The sequence below is a fragment of the Brevundimonas sp. SL130 genome (assembly GCF_026625805.1).
In the GTDB taxonomy this organism is placed as follows: Bacteria; Pseudomonadota; Alphaproteobacteria; order Caulobacterales; family Caulobacteraceae; genus Brevundimonas.
This window is the reverse complement of sequence record NZ_CP113064.1, coordinates 2,863,823-2,881,030: the sequence shown is the minus strand read 5'-3', so window position 1 is coordinate 2,881,030 and position 17,208 is coordinate 2,863,823. Positions and strand designations below refer to the sequence as shown.

Below are 17,208 nucleotides of genomic sequence, written 5' to 3'. Positions count from 1 at the left end.
GCGGCGCCACAGCGAAGTTTGGCGCGCACGGCGGCGAAAGCGATGCTAGCCATGAGTCATGAACAGATCTCGCGTCGCCGCCTTCTTCACCTCTCTGAGCTTTTTCGTCATTGCGTCCCTGGCCGCCGGCGTCGTCGTCGGCGCCCTGGCCCAGGAGATCCATGTCCCGTGGCTGACTGGAACACTGGGCGTCGTCGAGAACCTGGGCCAGGTGTGGTTGAACGCCCTGCGGATGACGGTCATCCCCCTGGTGTTCAGCCTGCTGGTGACGGGGATCGTCTCCATCGCCGACGCCGCGGCGACGGGGCGGATCGCGGTGCGGTCGCTGACGGTGTTCGGCGTCCTGCTGGTCGGGGCGACGGTCTATGCGATCCTGGCGGGCCTGGGGCTGCTGGCGCTGTGGCCCATCGACCCGGAGGCGGGGCGGGCCCTGCTGGCCGGGATTCCGGCGGACTCGGTGGCGGCGGTGGGCGAGGCGGCGCGGACCGACGGGCTGAGGGCCTTCCTGGCCAGTCTGGCGCCGTCCAATCTGATCAAGGCGGCGGCGGACGACGGAGTGCTGGCCGTGGTGGTCTTCGCCCTGGCCTTCGGTTTCGCCGCGACCCGGATCAAGGCCGAGCTGCGCCGGCCCCTGGCGGGCTTCTTCGAGGCGGTGGCCGAGACCATGGTGGTCATCGTCCACTGGGTTCTACTGGCCGCGCCGTTCGGGGTGTTCGCCCTGGCCCTGGGCGTGGGCTTGCGCGCCGGCCTGGGCGTGGCGGGCACCCTGGCCCATTATGTCGCCATCGTCTGCCTGAGCCAGATCGGCCTGATCCTGATCATCTATGTCGTCGCGACGGTCTGGGGGCGGATCTCGCTGGGCCGGTTCGCGCGCGCCGTGGCCCCGGCTCAGGTGGTGGCGGTCTCGACCCAGTCGTCGCTGGCCAGCCTGCCGGTCATGATCGAGCGGGCGCGCGACTGGCTGGGCGTGCCTCAGACCTCGGCGGGTCTGGTCCTGCCGTTGGCGGTGGCGGTGTTCCGCATCACCAGCCCGGTCGCCAATCTGGCGGTCTGTCTGTATGTCGCCCAGCTGAACGGGGTGGAGCTGAGCGTCGGGGCCCTGATCGCGGGCGGGCTGACGGCCGTCGCCGTCTCCATCGCCTCGGTCGGCCTGCCGGGCCAGGTCAGCTTCTTCGCCAGCGTCGGCCCCATCTGCCTGGCCATGGGCCTGCCGCTGGGGGTGCTGCCGCTGTTGCTGGCGGTCGAGGTCATCCCCGACATCTTCCGCACCGTCGGCAATGTCACCGCTGACCTGGCGGCGACGCGGATCGTGGCGGGCGAGGACGGGGAAGACGAGGCGGCCGAAGCCGCCTAATCCGTCCCTAGTTGGTGCGGGGCATCAGGCCCTCGGCCGCCGCGACCGAGGCCTCGACGCCCAGGGTGACGGCCGGTTCCGGCGTGATCTTGAACAGGGGCGAATGGTGGCCGGCGGCCTGCTCAAGCTCGGCCTCGGGCGTGCCGCCGACGCTGAAATAGACGCCCTTCACCCCGGTCTCGGGCTGGACGAAATAGGCGAAGTCCTCGGCCCCCATGCCGCCGCGCGGGGTGTCGCGCAGCACGTCCGGGCCGAAGGTCGAGGCGAAGATGTCGCGCACCCGCTGGGCGGTCTCGCGGTCGTTGATGGTCGCCGGCGTGGTCTCGGTCGCCGAGCGGGTGACGACGGGCAGCCGGTCCTCGGGCACGTCCAGGGCCAGGGCCGTGTTGCGGGCCACCCGGTCGATGCCGTCCAGCAGGGTCGTGCGAACCTCGGGACTGTCGGCGCGGACGGTCAGTTGCAGATCGACCTGTTCGGGAATGATGTTGTGCTTGATCCCCCCGTGGATCGATCCGACGGTGACCACCGCCCCCTCCAGCGGACTGACCTCGCGGCTGCGCAGGGTCTGGAGCGAGACCACGATCTGGGAGGCGACCAGCACCGGATCGACGCCCAGGTGCGGATAGGCGCCGTGCGTGCCCACGCCGCGCACCGCGATGTCGACGCTGTCCGAGCTGGACGAGGTGATGTCCAGCGGGGCCTCGAGCTTGCCGGTCGGGGTGTCGGCCGAGACGTGGAAGGCCAGGGCGTAGTCCGGCTTGGGGAAGCGGGTGTAGAGGCCGTCCTGCATCATGGCGCGGGCGCCGAAGATCCGCTCCTCCGCCGGCTGGCCGATCAGCACCAGGGTGCCGGACCAGTTGGCCTTGCGCGCCGCCATCTGGCGGGCCGTGCCGACCAGGGCGGTGATGTGCACATCATGGCCGCAGGCGTGCATGACCGGCTTTTCGACCCCGTCGGCGTCCAGCTGGCGCGCCGTCGAGGCGTTGGCCAGGCCCGAGCGTTCCTGAAGCGGCAGGCCGTCCATGTCGGCGCGGATCATGACGGTGGGCCCGGCGCCGTTCTTCAACACGGCGACCACGCCCGTGCCGCCGACGCCGGTCGTGACCTGATAGCCGAGCGCCGTCAGCTCGCGCGCCAGCCGGGCCGAGGTCTGGACCTCCTGCCCCGACAGTTCGGGATTGCGGTGGAACCAGTCGAACAGGGTCGCGAGATTGGCGTCATAATCCGCCTTCACCGCCGCCTTCAGACCGGCGTCCTGCGCCAGGACGGGCGTCCCCGCCGCCAGGGCCAGAGCCATCGCCGCCGTGGTCAATATCGCGCGTTTCATCCGTGATCCCCTTGTTCCCTGGGGCGACCTTAGCGGTTGGGAGCCGACTGGCAAGGCTCAGAGAAGGGTCGAGGTCGCGCCCGCCGCCAGCAGGATCAGGTGGATCACCACGACCACGCCGAACTGCGTCCTGAACGGTTCCTTGCGCGTCTTGTGGCGGAGCAGGTGCTGACCCATCCAGGCGCCCAGGCCGCCGATCAGGCCGAACAGCAGCAGGGTCGCCTCCGGCGTACGCCACAGGCCGGCCTTCGCCTTTTGCTTGTCCCTGGCGAAGGCGGCGAAGCCTAGGACTTCGCCGCACAGGATGGCTATCAGAGTGAGGTCGAGATTGGAGATCGGCATGTCTCTGGTTTCCGGCCGCTACGCGTTCGCAGCGTGCGGCCGAAAACCGGAGCTTTCGTCAACGTCAGGCGTAGTCCTGGATCGGCCTCACATCCAGGTCGCCGGCCTTGATGGCGCCGATGGCTTGGGCGGCGGCGAGGGCGCCGGCGGTGGTGGTGTAGTAGGGGATCTTCATCATCAGGGCGGTGCGGCGCAGGGAGAAGCTGTCCTGCAACGACTGTTTGCCCGAGGTGGTGTTGAAGACCAGCTGGACCTCGCCGTTCTTCATGGCGTCCACGATGTGGGGGCGGCCTTCCAGCACCTTCTTGACCAGGCCGACCTCGATGCCCTGGGTCGCCAGATAGTCGCGGGTGCCGCCGGTGGCGATGATGGAGAAGCCTTCGGACAGCAGGGTCTGAACCGCCTCGACGATGAAGGCCTTGTCGTCCTCCTTGACCGAGACGAAGGCGCAGCCGGCCGTGGGCAGGGTGGTGCCGCCGCCGATCTGGGACTTGGCGAAGGCGCGGGCGAAGGCGGGGGCCATGTCGGCCTCGCCCTCACGCTTCCAGTCCAGGCCCATGACCTCGCCGGTCGAGCGCATTTCCGGGCCCAGGATGGTGTCGACCCCGGCGAAGCGGGCAAACGGGAAGACCGCTTCCTTGACCGCGATATGATCGTAGGGCTTGTCGGTCAGGCCGAAGGATTTCAGCGGCACGCCGGCCATGACCTTGGCGGCGATGGCGGCGATCGGCTGGCCGATGGTCTTGGCCACGAACGGCGCCGTGCGGGACGCGCGCGGGTTGACCTCCAGCACGAAGATGCGCGGGTTCTCGCTGTGCGGTTCTTCGATGGCGAACTGGACGTTCATCAGGCCGCGCACCTTCAGGGCCTTGGCCATTTCGGTGGTCTGGCGCTTCAGCTCGGCCACCGTCTCGGCCGACAGGGACCAGGGCGGCATGGAGCAGGCGCTGTCGCCCGAGTGGACGCCGGCTTCCTCGATATGTTCCAGCACGCCGGCGACGAAGACGGTCTCGTCGTCGCACAGGGCGTCCACGTCCACCTCGGTGGCGCGGTTCAGATAGTGGTCGATCAGGACGGGGTCGGAGCCCGAGACGCGCATGGCCTCGTGGACGTAGCGGTCCAGCTGCTCGCGGTCGTGGACGATCATCATGCCGCGGCCGCCCAGGACGTAGGAGGGGCGTAGAACGACGGGATAGCCGACCTCTTCCGCCTTCTGCGCGGCCTCTTCGGCGCTGCGGGCCAGGCCGTTGGGCGGTTGTTTCAGGCCGATGGCCTCCAGCATCTGCTGGAAGCGCTCGCGGTCCTCGGCCAGGTCGATGGAGTCGACGCTGGTGCCCAGGACGGGGATATTGTCCTCTTGCAGGGCGTGGGCCAGCTTCAGCGGGGTCTGGCCGCCGAACTGGACGACGCAGCCGATCAGGTCGCCGTTGGAGCGTTCGACCTCGATCAGCTCCAGCACGTCCTCGGCCGTCAGCGGCTCGAAATACAGGCGGTCGGAGGTGTCGTAGTCGGTCGATACGGTCTCGGGGTTGCAGTTGACCATGATCGACTCGACGCCGATCTCGTCGAAGGCGAAGGCCGCGTGGCAGCAGCAGTAGTCGAACTCGATCCCCTGGCCGATCCGGTTGGGACCGCCGCCCAGGATGATGGCCTTCTTCTTGTTCGTCGGTTCGGACTCGCACTCGGGGATCTGGCCCAGGGCGCCGGTCTCATAGGTCGAATACATATAGGCGGTGGCGCTGGCGAACTCGGCGGCGCAGGTGTCGATGCGCTTGAACACCGGGCGGACGTTCAGGCCGCGACGGGCCAGACGCACGGCCTTTTCGGTCGCGCCGGTCAGTTGGGCCAGGCGGGCGTCGGCGAAGCCCTTGGCCTTCAGGCGGCGGAACTCGGTCGGGTCGGTCGGCAGGCCCTTGACCCGGATGTGGCCTTCCTCGCGCACGATGTCGGCGATCTGGCGCAGGAACCAGGGCTCGTAGGAACAGGCGGCGTTGACCTCCTCCACCGTCAGGCCGTGGCGGAAGGCCTGGGCGATGACGCGGATGCGGTCGGGGGTGGGCACGCCCAGGGCGCGGACCACGGCGGCGCGGGCGGCGCCGGCGTCTTCGACGTCAGCGACGCCTTCGATCTCGATCTCGTCGAAGCCGGACAGGCCGGTCTCAAGCCCGCGAAGGGCCTTCTGCATCGATTCCTGGAAGGTGCGGCCGATGGCCATGACCTCGCCCACCGACTTCATCGAGGTGCCCAGCAGGGGCTCCGAACCGGGGTATTTCTCGAAGGCGAAGCGCGGGATCTTGGTGACGACATAGTCGATGCTCGGCTCGAACGAGGCCGGCGTGACCTGGGTGATGTCGTTGGTCAGTTCGTCCAGGGTGTAGCCGACGGCCAGACGCGCCGCGACCTTGGCGATGGGGAAGCCGGTGGCCTTGGACGCCAGGGCGGACGAACGCGACACGCGCGGGTTCATCTCGATCACCACCATCCGGCCGTCGGCCGGATTGATGGCCCACTGGACGTTCGATCCGCCGGTCTCGACGCCGATCTCGCGCAGGACGTTGATCGAGCCGGTCCGCATCCGCTGATATTCCTTGTCGGTCAGCGTAAGCGCAGGGGCGACGGTGATGGAGTCGCCCGTGTGGACGCCCATCGGGTCGATATTCTCGATCGAGCAGATGATGATGCAGTTGTCCGCCGTGTCGCGGACGACCTCCATCTCGTATTCCTTCCAGCCCAGCACCGATTCCTCGATCAGGACCTCGGTGGTCGGCGACAGGTCGAGGCCGCGCAGGACGATCTCCTCGAACTCCTCGCGGTTGAAGGCGATGCCGCCGCCGGTGCCGGCCAGGGTGAAGGACGGGCGGACGACGGCGGGCAGGCCGACGAACTCCAGCCCCTCCAGCGCCTCTTCCATCGAGTGGGCGGCCTTGGAGCGGGGGCTCTCCAGGCCCAGCTTGTCCATGGCGTCACGGAATTTCTGGCGATCCTCGGCCTTGTCGATCACGTCGGCTTTCGCGCCGATCATCTCGACGCCGTACTTCTTCAGCGCGCCCGAGGCGTCCAGGGCCAGGGCGGTGTTTAGCGCGGTCTGGCCGCCCATGGTGGGCAGAAGCGCGTCGGGGCGCTCCTTGGCGATGATCTTCTCGACCATCTCGGGCGTGATCGGCTCGATATAGGTGGCGTCGGCCACCTCGGGGTCGGTCATGATGGTGGCGGGGTTCGAGTTGACCAGGATGACCCGGTACCCCTCGGCCTTCAGCGCCTTGCACGCCTGGACGCCGGAATAGTCGAACTCGCACGCCTGACCGATGACGATCGGGCCTGCGCCGATGATGAGGATGGACTTTATGTCTGTGCGCTTGGGCATCGCCAGCTCTTCTTCTTATTGAACGCTAATGGGTCACGACCGCGCAGTCCCAGCCGTCATAGTCTAGCTGAAACGCTGCGGCCCAGGTCTGCATCATGGCGGAGGTCGCCGCGAAGGACGCCTCGTCCACCGCCATGGTGGTCTCGAGTGTGGTGGAGTCGTCGGCGCCGCCGGTCAGGAAGCCGGCGCGGCGCGCGACCTCGTTCAGGTCGCCGTGGTCGCCCTCGCCATAGAAGTAGAACCGCGTGTGACGCGGAGTCACGCCGCTGTCGCCCTGTTCGGCCAGCGCCGCACGCACCATGGCGTCGCGTTCGTCATGACTGATGTCCGAGGCGTCCAAGGGGCGACCTGATCCTTCGTTGTTTGCGCGCGCGTAGCCGCCGCAGGGCGTCGCCATGCGGAGCTCGCGTCGGGTTGTCGGTTAAGCGGCCCGTTTAGAGAGGGAGGGGCGGGGGGGCAAGAGCTTATGCGTCAGCGATGGCCGCGATCCAGTCGGGCAGTTCGGCGATGCGGCTCAGCGAGACGTAGCGGGGCTCGTTTTCGGGGGCGTCGGCCAGTTCATGGGCCCAGGTGACGTGATAGGGGATGTGGACGCCGAAGGCGCCGGCGGCGATGGCGGGCAGGACGTCGGACTTCATCGAATTGCCGGCCATGACGGCTTCGGCCGGTCCCGTGCCGTGGCGGGCGAAGACGCGCTCGTAGGTGGCGCGGTCCTTTTCCGAGACAATCTCCACCGCCGCAAACAGGTCGCCGAGGCCCGAGGCCGCCAGCTTGCGTTCCTGGTCCAGCAGGTCGCCCTTGGTGATCAGGACCAGGCGGTAGTTTTCGGACAGTTGGGCGACGACCTCGTCCACGCCGGGCAGGGTCTCGACCGGGTGGGCCAGCATTTCGCGGCCGGCGGCCAGGATCTCGCGCACCACCTCGGGCGGGGCGCCGCCGTCGCACAGCTCCATCGCCGTCTCGATCATCGACAGGGTGAAGCCCTTCACGCCGTAGCCGTAGAGGCGCAGGTTGCGCTGTTCGGTCTCGGCCAGGCGCGCCTCGATGGTGGCCGCGTCGCCGTGGTCGTCCAGCAGGTCGACGAACCGGGCGTGGGTCAGACGAAAGATCGTCTCATTGTGCCAGAGGGTGTCGTCGGCATCGAGGCCGACCGTGGTGATGGGCATGGGGGTCGTCCGGGGCGCGGTCCGCAAATCAGGTGCGGGGCTCTTGGCCCGAGCCTGTGGCGAAGACAAGACGCGCGCGACTCTTCGTGATTTGCGCGGCGAGCGGGGTTCGGCCAAGGATCGTCCCATGTTCGGTCGCCGCTTCCTGAGTGTTTCCAGCGCCTTGTCGTTAAGCTTACTGCTGGCGGCCGGATCGGCGTTCGGCGCGCCCCAGGCGACGACCGGGACGCGCTTCTCCGACATCGTGCAGATGGCGCCCTCGCGTGATCGGGCGCGGACGAACCAGCGGGTGTTCGACAAGGTCTGGAGCGAGGTGCGGCGCGGCTATTACGATCCCAACCTGCACGGGGTGGACTGGGGTGCGGCGCGGGATCGGTTTCGGCCCCTGGCGGCGTCGGCGGTCGATGACCGGGCCCTGTACCGGGTGCTGAACGAAATGCTGGATCTGTTGGACGACGGTCATGCCGGGGCCAGCCCGCCGGCCGCCGTGCGCCGACAGGACACGCAGTATGCACGCCGCGCGGTCATGGGCATGACCCTGATGCGGGGAGAAGATCCCGACATATGGACGGTGGAACGGGTGCGTGAGGGATCGCCGGCGCAGGAGGCCGGGGTGCAGCTGGGCTGGACCTTGAACAGCGTCGATGGCCGGTCCTGGGGGCCGGATGTCGAGGTGCAGGACGGCCGGCCGGTGCATCTGGTCCTGACGGATGAGACGGGCGCGCGGCGCGAGACGACGCTGACGCCGCGCCTGATGGATGGGCCGCAGCCGTTTACGGCGGACAAGTCGCGGCCGGGGGTGCTGGTGCTGACGGTGGAGCAGTTCGATCCGGGCCTGGGGGGCTGGATCGGAGGAGAACTGGACGGGCTGTCGCCGGATGTGGACGTGATCTTGGACCTGAGGGCCAACCCGGGCGGGCGTCTGTCGGAGGCGGAGTCTGTGCTGACCTGTTTCCTGCCGTACGATCAGGTTTGGGCCACCCAGACAGGGCGGACGGGACGGTCCGTGACGCTGACCGCCTCGGGCGACTGCGGCGGACGGCGCGAGCCTGTGCCCAACGAGGTCGCTGTCCTGGTGGACCGGGGCAGCCGCAGCGCGGCGGAGTTGACCCCCGCAGCCTTGCAGGAGGCGCGGCGCGGGATCGTGGTGGGCGAAAAGACCATAGGCTCGGTTCTGATCGCCCAGGAGACGGAGCTGCCGGACGGCGGGCGGCTGACCCTGAGCCGGGCCGATTTCGTTACGGCGGGGGGCGTGCGGCTGGAGAAGCACGGGGTTACGCCCGACATCGAGGCCCCCCGCACCGTGGCCCAGCGCCGCGCCGGCGAGGACCCGACGCTGGAAGCGGCCATCGCCGCGCTGAAGGCCGAGCGGGCCCAGGCCGGCGGAACCACCTCGGGCCTTTAGACCAGCAGTATTTGAAGGCGCCGAAGCGCCGAAGCGGCCCTGTTCGTGCATCGGGAATAGGACGATCTGGCCCAGCAACGGCTGGTCGGGAGGGGGCGTGACTGGCCAAGGCCGACTCAGGACAGGGGGCGAGCCGCGACATGGAGACAGACACCCCCGTGCATTCCGCCAAATCTATTGCTAAGCGCACCGGATGATCGCTCGCCTTCGCCCCGTCCCGTTCGACCTCGGTCCCGTCCATTTCGTCGGTATCGGCGGCATAGGCATGAGCGGCATCGCCGAGATCATGCTGAAGATCGGCTATTCGGTTCAGGGCTCGGACGCCAAGGCCAGCGCCAATACCGAACGGCTGGAGAAGCTGGGCGCCCGGATCTTCATCGGGCACGACGCCGCTCACGTCAGCGAGGGCGCGTCGGCTGTGGTCTATTCGACGGCGGTCAAGGCCGACAATCCCGAGATGAAGGCCGCGCGCGAGCGCCGCATCCCCCTGGTGCGCCGGGCCGAGATGCTGGCCGAGCTGATGCGGCTGCAATTCTCCATCGCGGTCGGGGGGACGCACGGCAAGACCACGACGACCTCGATGGTCGCGGCCCTGCTGGATGCGGCCGGCCTGGACCCGACGGTGGTCAACGGCGGCATCATCAACGCCTATGGCACCAACGCCAAGGTCGGCGACGGCGACTGGATCGTGGTCGAGGCGGACGAGAGCGACGGCAGCTTCCTGCGCCTGAAATCGACCGTCGCCATCGTGACCAATATCGACCCGGAACACCTGGACCACTACGGCGACTTCGACGCGGTGCGGAAGGCCTTCGTCGATTTCGTCGAGAACATCCCCTTCTATGGTTTCGCCGCCGTCTGCCTGGACCATCCCGAGGTGCAGAAGCTGGTCGCCTCGATCGATAACCGGCGGCTGGTGACCTATGGGATCAATCCCCAGGCCATGGTGCGGGCCGACAATGTCGAGATGGGGCCGGACGGTTGCCGGTTCGATGTCGTGATCCAGAACGGCGAGACACATACGATCAAGGGCGTGCACCTGCCGATGGCCGGCTGGCACAATGTCTCCAACGCCCTGGCCGCCATCGCCGTGGCGCGCGAGCTGGACGTGTCGGACGAGGCGATCCGCGAGGGTCTGGCCGGGTTCGGCGGGGTCAAGCGCCGCTTCACCACCACGGGCGTCGTGAACGGCGTGCGCATCGTCGACGACTATGGCCACCATCCGGTCGAGATCGTCGCCGTGTTGAAGGCCGCGCGCCAGGTGACCGAAGGCCGGGTCATCGCCGTGGTCCAGCCGCACCGCTACACCCGTCTGCGCGACCTGATGGACGACTTCTCGACGGCCTTTTCCGACGCCGACAGCGTCATCGTCGCCGACGTCTATCCGGCCGGTGAACAGCCGATCGAGGGGGTGGACAAGCACGCCCTGACCGACGGCATCCGCCGCTATGGCCACCGCCATGTCCAGGCGCTGGAGAACGCCGCCGTCCTGCCGCGCCTGATTAAGGAAGAGGCCAAACCGGGCGATGTGGTCGTGCTGCTGGGCGCCGGCGACATCACCAGCTGGGCCTATGGCCTGCCGGCGCAGCTGGAGGCGTTGGGGTGATAATCACCCTCTCCCGTCGGGAGAGGGCTTGAGCGCACGGCGGCGAAGCCGTCGTCCTTGTGCGAAAGGGTGAGGGGTAAGGTGGTGCGGGCTGGCCCACCAGCGGTCCCTCATCCGGCCCTGCGGGCCACCTTCTCCCCACGGGAGAAGGAAAGTGAGAGATGAGGATCTGATGACCTGGCGTGACAAACTCCCTACCGTGCGTGGCAAGCTGCTGCGGGACGAACCTTTGGCCCCCTTCACCTGGTTTCGGGTGGGCGGAAACGCCGATGTTCTGTTCATGCCGGAAGACGAGGACGATCTTTCTCATTTTCTAGCCAACACTGACTCCGGACTGCCGATCACGACGCTTGGTGTCGGGTCGAACGTCATCATTAGGGATGGCGGCGTCGAGGGGGTGGTGATCCGGCTCGGCCGGGGGTTCAACAAGGTTCAGATACTCGATCCGATCAGCATTTCCGCTGGGTCGGCTGTGCCGGATGCGATCTTGGCCCGGAAAGCTGCGGACGCGGGCGTAGCGGGCCTCGAATTCTACGCGGGTGTTCCCGGTACTATCGGCGGCGCAGTGATTATGAATGCCGGCTGCTACGGTTCCGAGACAGCGGATGTGATCGCGACCGCAACGGTCATGGACCGCAAGGGTAAGACGTCCCTGATCGGGGGTGAGGATTTCGCCTACAGCTATCGCCATAGCGCTCTTCAGGATGCGGGGGTGATCGTGTTGTCCGCTCTCTACGAAACGGAGCAGGGCGATCCTGCGGCGATCAAAGCCCGCATCACCGAAATCACCAGCCGCCGCGAAACCACCCAGCCCATCCGCGAAAAGACCGGCGGTTCGACCTTCAAGAACCCGCCCGGCCATTCGTCGTGGAAACTGGTCGATGAGGCCGGCTGGCGCGGCAAGCTCCACGCCGAAACCGGGGGAGGGGCCATGTTCAGCGACCTTCACTCCAACTTCATGATCAATCCCGGCGAAGCCACCGCCGCCGACATCGAAGGCCTGGGCGAGGCGGTGCGCGCCGATGTCCTGTTGAAGACCGGCGTTCAGCTGGACTGGGAGATCAAGCGGATCGGCCGGCGCCTCTGATCGCCGAGGTTTGACGCACAAATTTCACGACGCGCGGGCGATAAGGTTGACGGCCTGTTAAACATCTCGGCCGCAATCGGAGAGGCCATGACCCGCGCTTTCAAAGACCTTCATGTCGCCGTCCTGATGGGCGGTCTTTCCGCCGAGCGGGAGGTGTCTCTGACCTCCGGCGAGCAGTGCGCCCAGGCGCTGGAACGGCAGGGCGTGCGCGTCAGCCGCGTGGACGCCGGGCGCGACCTGGCCAATGTGCTGTCGGGTCTGATCAAGCCCGACGTGGTGTTGAACTGCCTGCACGGCGCCTGGGGCGAGGACGGCTGCGTCCAGGGGGTGCTGGAGACCCTGCGGATTCCCTATACCCATTCCGGCGTCCTGGCCTCGGCCCTGGCCATGGACAAGGATAAGTCAAAAGCTGTGCTGAAGGCGGCGGGCGTCAAGGTGCCCGGCGGCGGTCTGTACGACCGGCACGAGGTGGCGTCGCGCCACGTGATCGCGCCCCCCTATGTGGTCAAGCCGAACGCCGAAGGCTCGTCCGTCGGCGTCTATCTGGTGCGCGAGGGCGACGCCCCGGTCGCCGAGGTGGGAGAGCCTGGCTGGACCTATGGCGAGCAGGTCATGGTCGAGCCCTATATCGCCGGCAAGGAGCTGGCCGTCGCCGTGATCGGGGAAAAGTCTGGCCCGCGCGCCCTGACCGTGACCGACATCACCCCGACCAAGGGCTTCTATGATTACGAGGCCAAATATGCGCCGGGCGGGTCGGTCCACGTCCTGCCCGCCGTCCTGCCGCCCGCCGTTTTTGAGGCCGCCCTGCGTCAGGCCGAGGCGGCGCACGTCGCCATGGGTTGCCAAGGCGTGTCCAGAAGCGACTTCCGTTATGATGATGTTAAGGACGATCTGGTTCTCTTGGAGGTCAACACTCAGCCGGGCATGACGCCGACCTCGCTCGCTCCCGAGCAGGCCGCCCATACCGGAATGAGCTACGAAGAACTGGTTCGGTGGATGGTGGAGGACGCCTCATGCCCGCGGTAGTTCGCGGCGGTCGGCGACAGAGTACGGGTTCCCAGCGCGGTGCGGCGTCCAAGAAGGGCGGGCGGCCGCGCGGCGGCGCGCCCAAGCCCGTGTCCGCCATCCCCGGCAAGATGGCCGCCATCGGCCGTATCGATGTTTCCCCCCGCACCGTCATGATCGCCCTGGGCGCCAGCGCATTGCTGGTCGTCGGGGTTCTGGCGACCGGGGCGCGGGCCGAACGGATCGGCCGGTCGGTCTCGCGCGGGGTCGACGGAATGACGGCCGGCATGGGCCTGTCGCTCAAACGTGTGCACATCACCGGCGCCTCGGCCGAGGCCGAGCCGGCCATCCAGCAGGCTCTGGGGCTCTATTCCGGCCAGCCGATCACCAGCCTGGACCTGGACGCCATCCGCAACCGGGTGCAGGCCGTCGGCTGGGTCAAGGAGGCGCGGGTCGTGCGCCTGTTGCCCGACACCCTGATCGTCGAGATCAAGGAGCACGACCGCCTCGCTGTCTGGCAGGACGCCGGCCAGATCAAGGTCATCGACGCGCGCGGCCAGGTGATCAAGGGCGCCGACGCCCGCCGCTATCCCACCCTGCCTCTGGTCGTGGGCAAGGGGGCGGATCTGGCCGCCGGCGAGGTCCTGCCCCTGCTGGCCCAGCGTCCGCGCCTGATGAGCCGGATCGACGCCCTGGTGCGGGTGGACGAACGCCGCTGGGATCTGCGTCTGAAGGACGGTAGCCTGATCCAGCTGCCTGCCGTTGAACAGGAGGCGGCCCTGATCCGTCTCGACGCGCTGGACCAGCGCGAACGCCTGCTCGACCTCGGCTTCGCCCGTGTCGATCTCAGAACGCCCGATGAGGTCGCCGTGCGACCCGCCGCCGACGCTTAAAGGACCAGTACGAGATGGCGGGAAAGCAGCGCGGATCGGCGAACGACCAGGGCCGGGGCATGGACCCCCGCGCCGGCCGCGCCCCCGTGATCGCTGCGCTGGATATCGGCCAGTCCAAAGTCTCGTGCTTCATCATGAAGCCTGACGGCGTGCGTCACGCCGACCGCACCATCCGCGTCGCCGGCGCCAGCCATGTCCAGTCCAAGGGCGTCAAGGGCGGCGCCATCATCAATATGGACGAGGCCGCCCAGGCCATCGGCCACGCCGTCGAACGTGCCGAGCGCGCGGCCCAGAGCCCCGTCTCCGGCGTCGTCGTCACGACCGCCATCGGCCAGATGGCCAGCCACCGGGTCCAGGCCCGGGTCTCGCTCGGCGCCAATCCGGTCGGGGACGCCGATCTGGCGCGCGCCATCGGCATGGCCCTGGCCCAGATCCGTCTGCCCAATCGCCGCCCGATCCACGTCCTGCCCATCGCCTGGTCGGTCGACGGCGCGCGCGGCGTGCATGATCCGCGTTCGATGCGCGGCGGTTCTCTGGGGCTCGACCTGTTGGTCGTCTCCATGGCCGAGAACGTTTTCACGACCCTGAGTCACTGCCTCGAGCTGGCGCATCTGGACCTGCAAGGCGTGGCCGCCGCGCCTGTCGTCTCGTCCCTGGCCGCGCTGGAAGAGGACGAGATGGACCTGGGCGCCGTCTGCATCGACATGGGCGGCGGCTCGACCAGCGCCGCCGTCTGGGGCGGCCGTTCGCTGTTGCATATCGAGAGCCTGAACGTCGGCGGCGACCATGTCACCTCGGACATCGCGCGCGGCCTGTCGACGTCCAAGGCCGGCGCCGAACGGCTGAAGACCCTGCACGGCTCGGCCATGGCCAGCGCCAACGAAGACCGCGAAATGCTGGAGGCCCCGCCGCGCGGCGAGGACGCCTCCGCCGGTCCGGTCATCGTCCCGCGCGCCATGTTGAAGACCGTCATCGCCCCGCGCGTGGAAGAGACGCTGGAGCTTCTGCGCGACCGGCTGAAGAACGCCGGCGTGGGCCTGGAGCCCGGCGCGGGCCTGGTGCTCACCGGCGGCGCCAGCCAGCTGAACGGCGTGCGTGAACTGGCGGTGCGGGTGTTCGACCGCCCGGTCCGCCTGGGAAAACCCCAACGCGCGCCGCATTTGGCCGACGCCGCGTCGGGTCCGGCGTTCTGCGCCACCGCCGGCGTGTTGTTGCGGGCGGCTTATGGGCCCCGCGAGGCGGTGTCGGCGCGCAAGCTGATGGCGCGGCAGATCACGGCGGCGGATGCCCCGCGGATCCATCGTGGCAATGTGGTGGGGCGTGTGGCCGGGTGGCTGCGGGATAATTTGTAGAGCCACCCAATGCATAAGAAAAAGGCCCGCCAAGCGGCGGGCCTTTTGCATTAGGCGAAAGCCCGGGTCACAGACCCGAGCCGCCGCAGCCGGTGCGCAGATAGTCGTCTATGAGTCCCAACTGTCGCGCCATGATCGCACGCGTCCATGCTGGACCGTGACCGTAGTCGGGCAGTTTGACGAACTTTACGTCCTGACCACTTGTCCGCGCAGCATCGTAGAACCACTGCGAGTGTTCGAGCGGCGCGGTTTGATCCCGCTCGCCGTGGTAGAGTAGGATCGGAATGCTGGTTTGCGCCGCAACAGTGGACGGACTTAGCCCGCTTACGGTGTCGCGCTGAGCTTCCCGCGTATAGGGATTGTCGAAGAGTTGGTTCCGAATGCGTCCGAGATCAGATACGCCGGCGCCCGCTATGGCGCACTTATAGAGTCCGTTCGGCCGGACAGCTGCAACCATTGACGCATAGCCGCCATATGAGAAACCGAACATGGCGACCCTGTTGGGAATGGCGATATTCTGTTCCGCAGCCCAGCGCGTGGCGTCGTCAAGGTCGTCCTGCATCTTCTGGCCCCACTCATTATCTCCGGCCCGCCAGAGGTGAGTGCCCCAGCCATCGGACCCTCGGAACTGTGGTTGTATGACGGCGTAACCACGCGACACCATCAGCGGAATCCACATGGAGCTGTCCCATTCCATCTGGTCTCTTGACCAGGGGCCGCCGTGGGGGTGGATGACGGTTGGATAGGGGCCTGGTCCGTAAAGCGCTTCCGACGGCTTGGTTACAAATGCCGGAATGTCGAGTCCGTCACGCGCCTTGTAATAGACCAATGAGGTCTTCCCAAGCACTGATGGATTGAGGTCCGGCTTGGGGACTGCGAGCTTTTGAAGATTGGTTCTGTCCTTGAGCAAATAATAGGCGCCGGGGTCATTGGCGCTGCCCGCCCAAACGACTGCAGTGTTATAATCCCGCGATGATGACACGATCCGGAAGTATCGGTCTGTATCATATTCAATCGTTCGGCTTGTTCCCGTTGCAGGGTCGATTACCGAAACAGATGATGACTTTACATTCAGTGCGCTTCTTATGTTTTCTCGAAGCTGTGCAAGGTCCGGCAATAATGCATAGCTTTCACTTCGTAGCGCGTCGTAAGAAAATGATGCAATCTCGCCATAAGAGCTTGTGCCCGGGACATCCCACACGGATACGCCAGTCGCTTCGAATAGTGGATGTTCGAAAACGACGTCTCCAATAGTTCTGGTGTTGATATTGTATTCAAATATAGCGGCTTTATCGCGATTGCGATTGGATATCACATAGGCGATGTTGGGGTCCGCAGTGAAGCCGGCGACCGCAAACACTTCCCGGTCTTTTATGTGGGTCCTGATGTGTTCGTCCCATCCGCCCGCGGAATTTCGAAACTCGGTGGAGATATAAAGGCCTTCACCGTCGCGGTCGCTCAACACTCTAGCCCGAATGTCGCCGTTGAGATCGGTTTCATACCCCACGACACGTTCGCCTGAGCGCAGGACGCGCTCCGTCCTGTGGGTGTGGACATTGTATTTATAAATATCCCCCCTGACACTCAGTAGAACACTGTCAGGGTCATTGGGGAGTCGGTCCAGAATGTTGGCTGAAGACCGATCAAGTTGTTCACGTTCGCTGTCTGAGCGGGTAGGTATGACCGTGAGCGGGTCGCGCCAGGCGCCCCCGTCAACACTGATCAGAAACAGTTTTCCAGTGAATGTCTTCACCTCGCCGAAGTCGAACGGCTGCCAAGCCGATATGGCGACAACATCGTCTTTAACGAAGCTGACGCCTTGAATCTTCATGAGGCTTGAGCCGAGGACCCGCGGGGCCTTGCTCAAGTCAGTCGCATCGAAGATCAGGGCGACACGCTCTTCGCCTTGGCCCCTCAGTGCGGCCATATGTTTCCCGTCTGGAGAGACGGCAAAGCCTGAGAGTTCGTCAAATGCTGCTAGCTGCTGGATTGTGGGTATCGTCAGAGCGGCGTCCGGCGCAGTCTCCATCGCTAAGCTGCTGGTCGAGTTCAGCAGAAGAGCCGCTCCAAACGCCACGGCTGATAGTCTCAACATCACAAACTCCCCACGCCGAGCCAGTCGCGGCCCAATTCTGGCCACAATGAACCAAATTGCTCGGGCCACCGCAAGCGCCGTCAGCGGTGCGGTGACTGAAAGCGAGAAATTGCTTGGCGAGCGTGATTTCCACTAAATTATGCGGCAAGGCTTCGATTAGGGGCCTCCCCTTCCAGCCGACTCACATTATCGCCGTAACCTTCTCTTAACCC

General features: G+C 66.6%; 13 protein-coding genes. 7 read left to right on the top strand and 6 right to left on the bottom strand.

Annotated elements, in window-relative coordinates:
• Nucleotides 1–58 precede the first annotated feature (58 nt).
• Nucleotides 59–1,354: a dicarboxylate/amino acid:cation symporter gene (locus OU998_RS14145; RefSeq protein ID WP_267514292.1), complete on the top strand. Its 1,296-nt coding sequence runs from the start codon at nucleotides 59–61 to the stop codon at nucleotides 1,352–1,354.
• Between the two features lie 7 nt (nucleotides 1,355–1,361).
• Here the strand turns inward: OU998_RS14145 and OU998_RS14140 are convergent, their stop codons facing one another.
• The 5 genes from OU998_RS14140 to OU998_RS14120 form a co-directional block, all read right to left on the bottom strand.
• Nucleotides 1,362–2,681 (bottom strand): amidohydrolase, encoded by a 1,320-nt coding sequence (locus OU998_RS14140; protein WP_267514291.1) that lies wholly within the window; start codon nucleotides 2,679–2,681, stop codon nucleotides 1,362–1,364.
• Between the two features lie 57 nt (nucleotides 2,682–2,738).
• On the bottom strand, nucleotides 2,739–3,023 hold the full coding sequence (locus OU998_RS14135) for a DUF1294 domain-containing protein (protein WP_267514290.1): 285 nt from the start codon (nucleotides 3,021–3,023) through the stop codon (nucleotides 2,739–2,741).
• Between the two features lie 64 nt (nucleotides 3,024–3,087).
• The gene (carB, locus tag OU998_RS14130; protein WP_267514289.1) at nucleotides 3,088–6,387 is read right to left on the bottom strand and encodes a carbamoyl-phosphate synthase large subunit; all 3,300 of its coding nucleotides are present in this window, start codon (nucleotides 6,385–6,387) and stop codon (nucleotides 3,088–3,090) included.
• A gap of 25 nt (nucleotides 6,388–6,412) precedes the next feature.
• The gene (locus OU998_RS14125) at nucleotides 6,413–6,727 is read right to left on the bottom strand and encodes a hypothetical protein (RefSeq protein WP_236547491.1); all 315 of its coding nucleotides are present in this window, start codon (nucleotides 6,725–6,727) and stop codon (nucleotides 6,413–6,415) included.
• A gap of 124 nt (nucleotides 6,728–6,851) precedes the next feature.
• Nucleotides 6,852–7,553 (bottom strand): HAD family hydrolase, encoded by a 702-nt coding sequence (locus OU998_RS14120; RefSeq protein ID WP_267514288.1) that lies wholly within the window; start codon nucleotides 7,551–7,553, stop codon nucleotides 6,852–6,854.
• Between the two features lie 127 nt (nucleotides 7,554–7,680).
• Here OU998_RS14120 and OU998_RS14115 point away from each other — a divergent pair, with 127 nt between their 5' ends.
• From OU998_RS14115 to ftsA, 6 genes are all read left to right on the top strand, one after another.
• The gene (locus OU998_RS14115; RefSeq protein WP_267514287.1) at nucleotides 7,681–8,958 is read left to right on the top strand and encodes a S41 family peptidase; all 1,278 of its coding nucleotides are present in this window, start codon (nucleotides 7,681–7,683) and stop codon (nucleotides 8,956–8,958) included.
• Between the two features lie 193 nt (nucleotides 8,959–9,151).
• Nucleotides 9,152–10,564 carry a UDP-N-acetylmuramate--L-alanine ligase gene (murC, locus tag OU998_RS14110; protein ID WP_267514286.1) on the top strand — a complete coding sequence of 471 codons (1,413 nt, stop codon included), beginning with the start codon at nucleotides 9,152–9,154 and terminating at the stop codon, nucleotides 10,562–10,564.
• A gap of 172 nt (nucleotides 10,565–10,736) precedes the next feature.
• Nucleotides 10,737–11,651, top strand: coding sequence for a UDP-N-acetylmuramate dehydrogenase (gene murB / locus OU998_RS14105; protein WP_267514285.1), 915 nt, complete (start codon nucleotides 10,737–10,739; stop codon nucleotides 11,649–11,651).
• 87 nt (nucleotides 11,652–11,738) lie between these two features.
• Nucleotides 11,739–12,677: a D-alanine--D-alanine ligase gene (locus OU998_RS14100; RefSeq protein WP_267514284.1), complete on the top strand. Its 939-nt coding sequence runs from the start codon at nucleotides 11,739–11,741 to the stop codon at nucleotides 12,675–12,677.
• On the top strand, nucleotides 12,665–13,549 hold the full coding sequence (locus tag OU998_RS14095) for a cell division protein FtsQ/DivIB (protein ID WP_324287966.1): 885 nt from the start codon (nucleotides 12,665–12,667) through the stop codon (nucleotides 13,547–13,549). Before OU998_RS14100 ends, OU998_RS14095 begins: the two co-directional genes overlap by 13 nt.
• A 59-nt stretch (nucleotides 13,550–13,608) precedes the next feature.
• On the top strand, nucleotides 13,609–14,901 hold the full coding sequence (ftsA, locus tag OU998_RS14090) for a cell division protein FtsA (RefSeq protein WP_008263640.1): 1,293 nt from the start codon (nucleotides 13,609–13,611) through the stop codon (nucleotides 14,899–14,901).
• Between the two features lie 67 nt (nucleotides 14,902–14,968).
• Here the strand turns inward: ftsA and OU998_RS14085 are convergent, their stop codons facing one another.
• Nucleotides 14,969–16,996, bottom strand: a complete 2,028-nt coding sequence (locus tag OU998_RS14085; RefSeq protein WP_267514282.1) for an alpha/beta hydrolase family protein — start codon at nucleotides 16,994–16,996, stop codon at nucleotides 14,969–14,971.
• Nucleotides 16,997–17,208 lie beyond the last annotated feature (212 nt).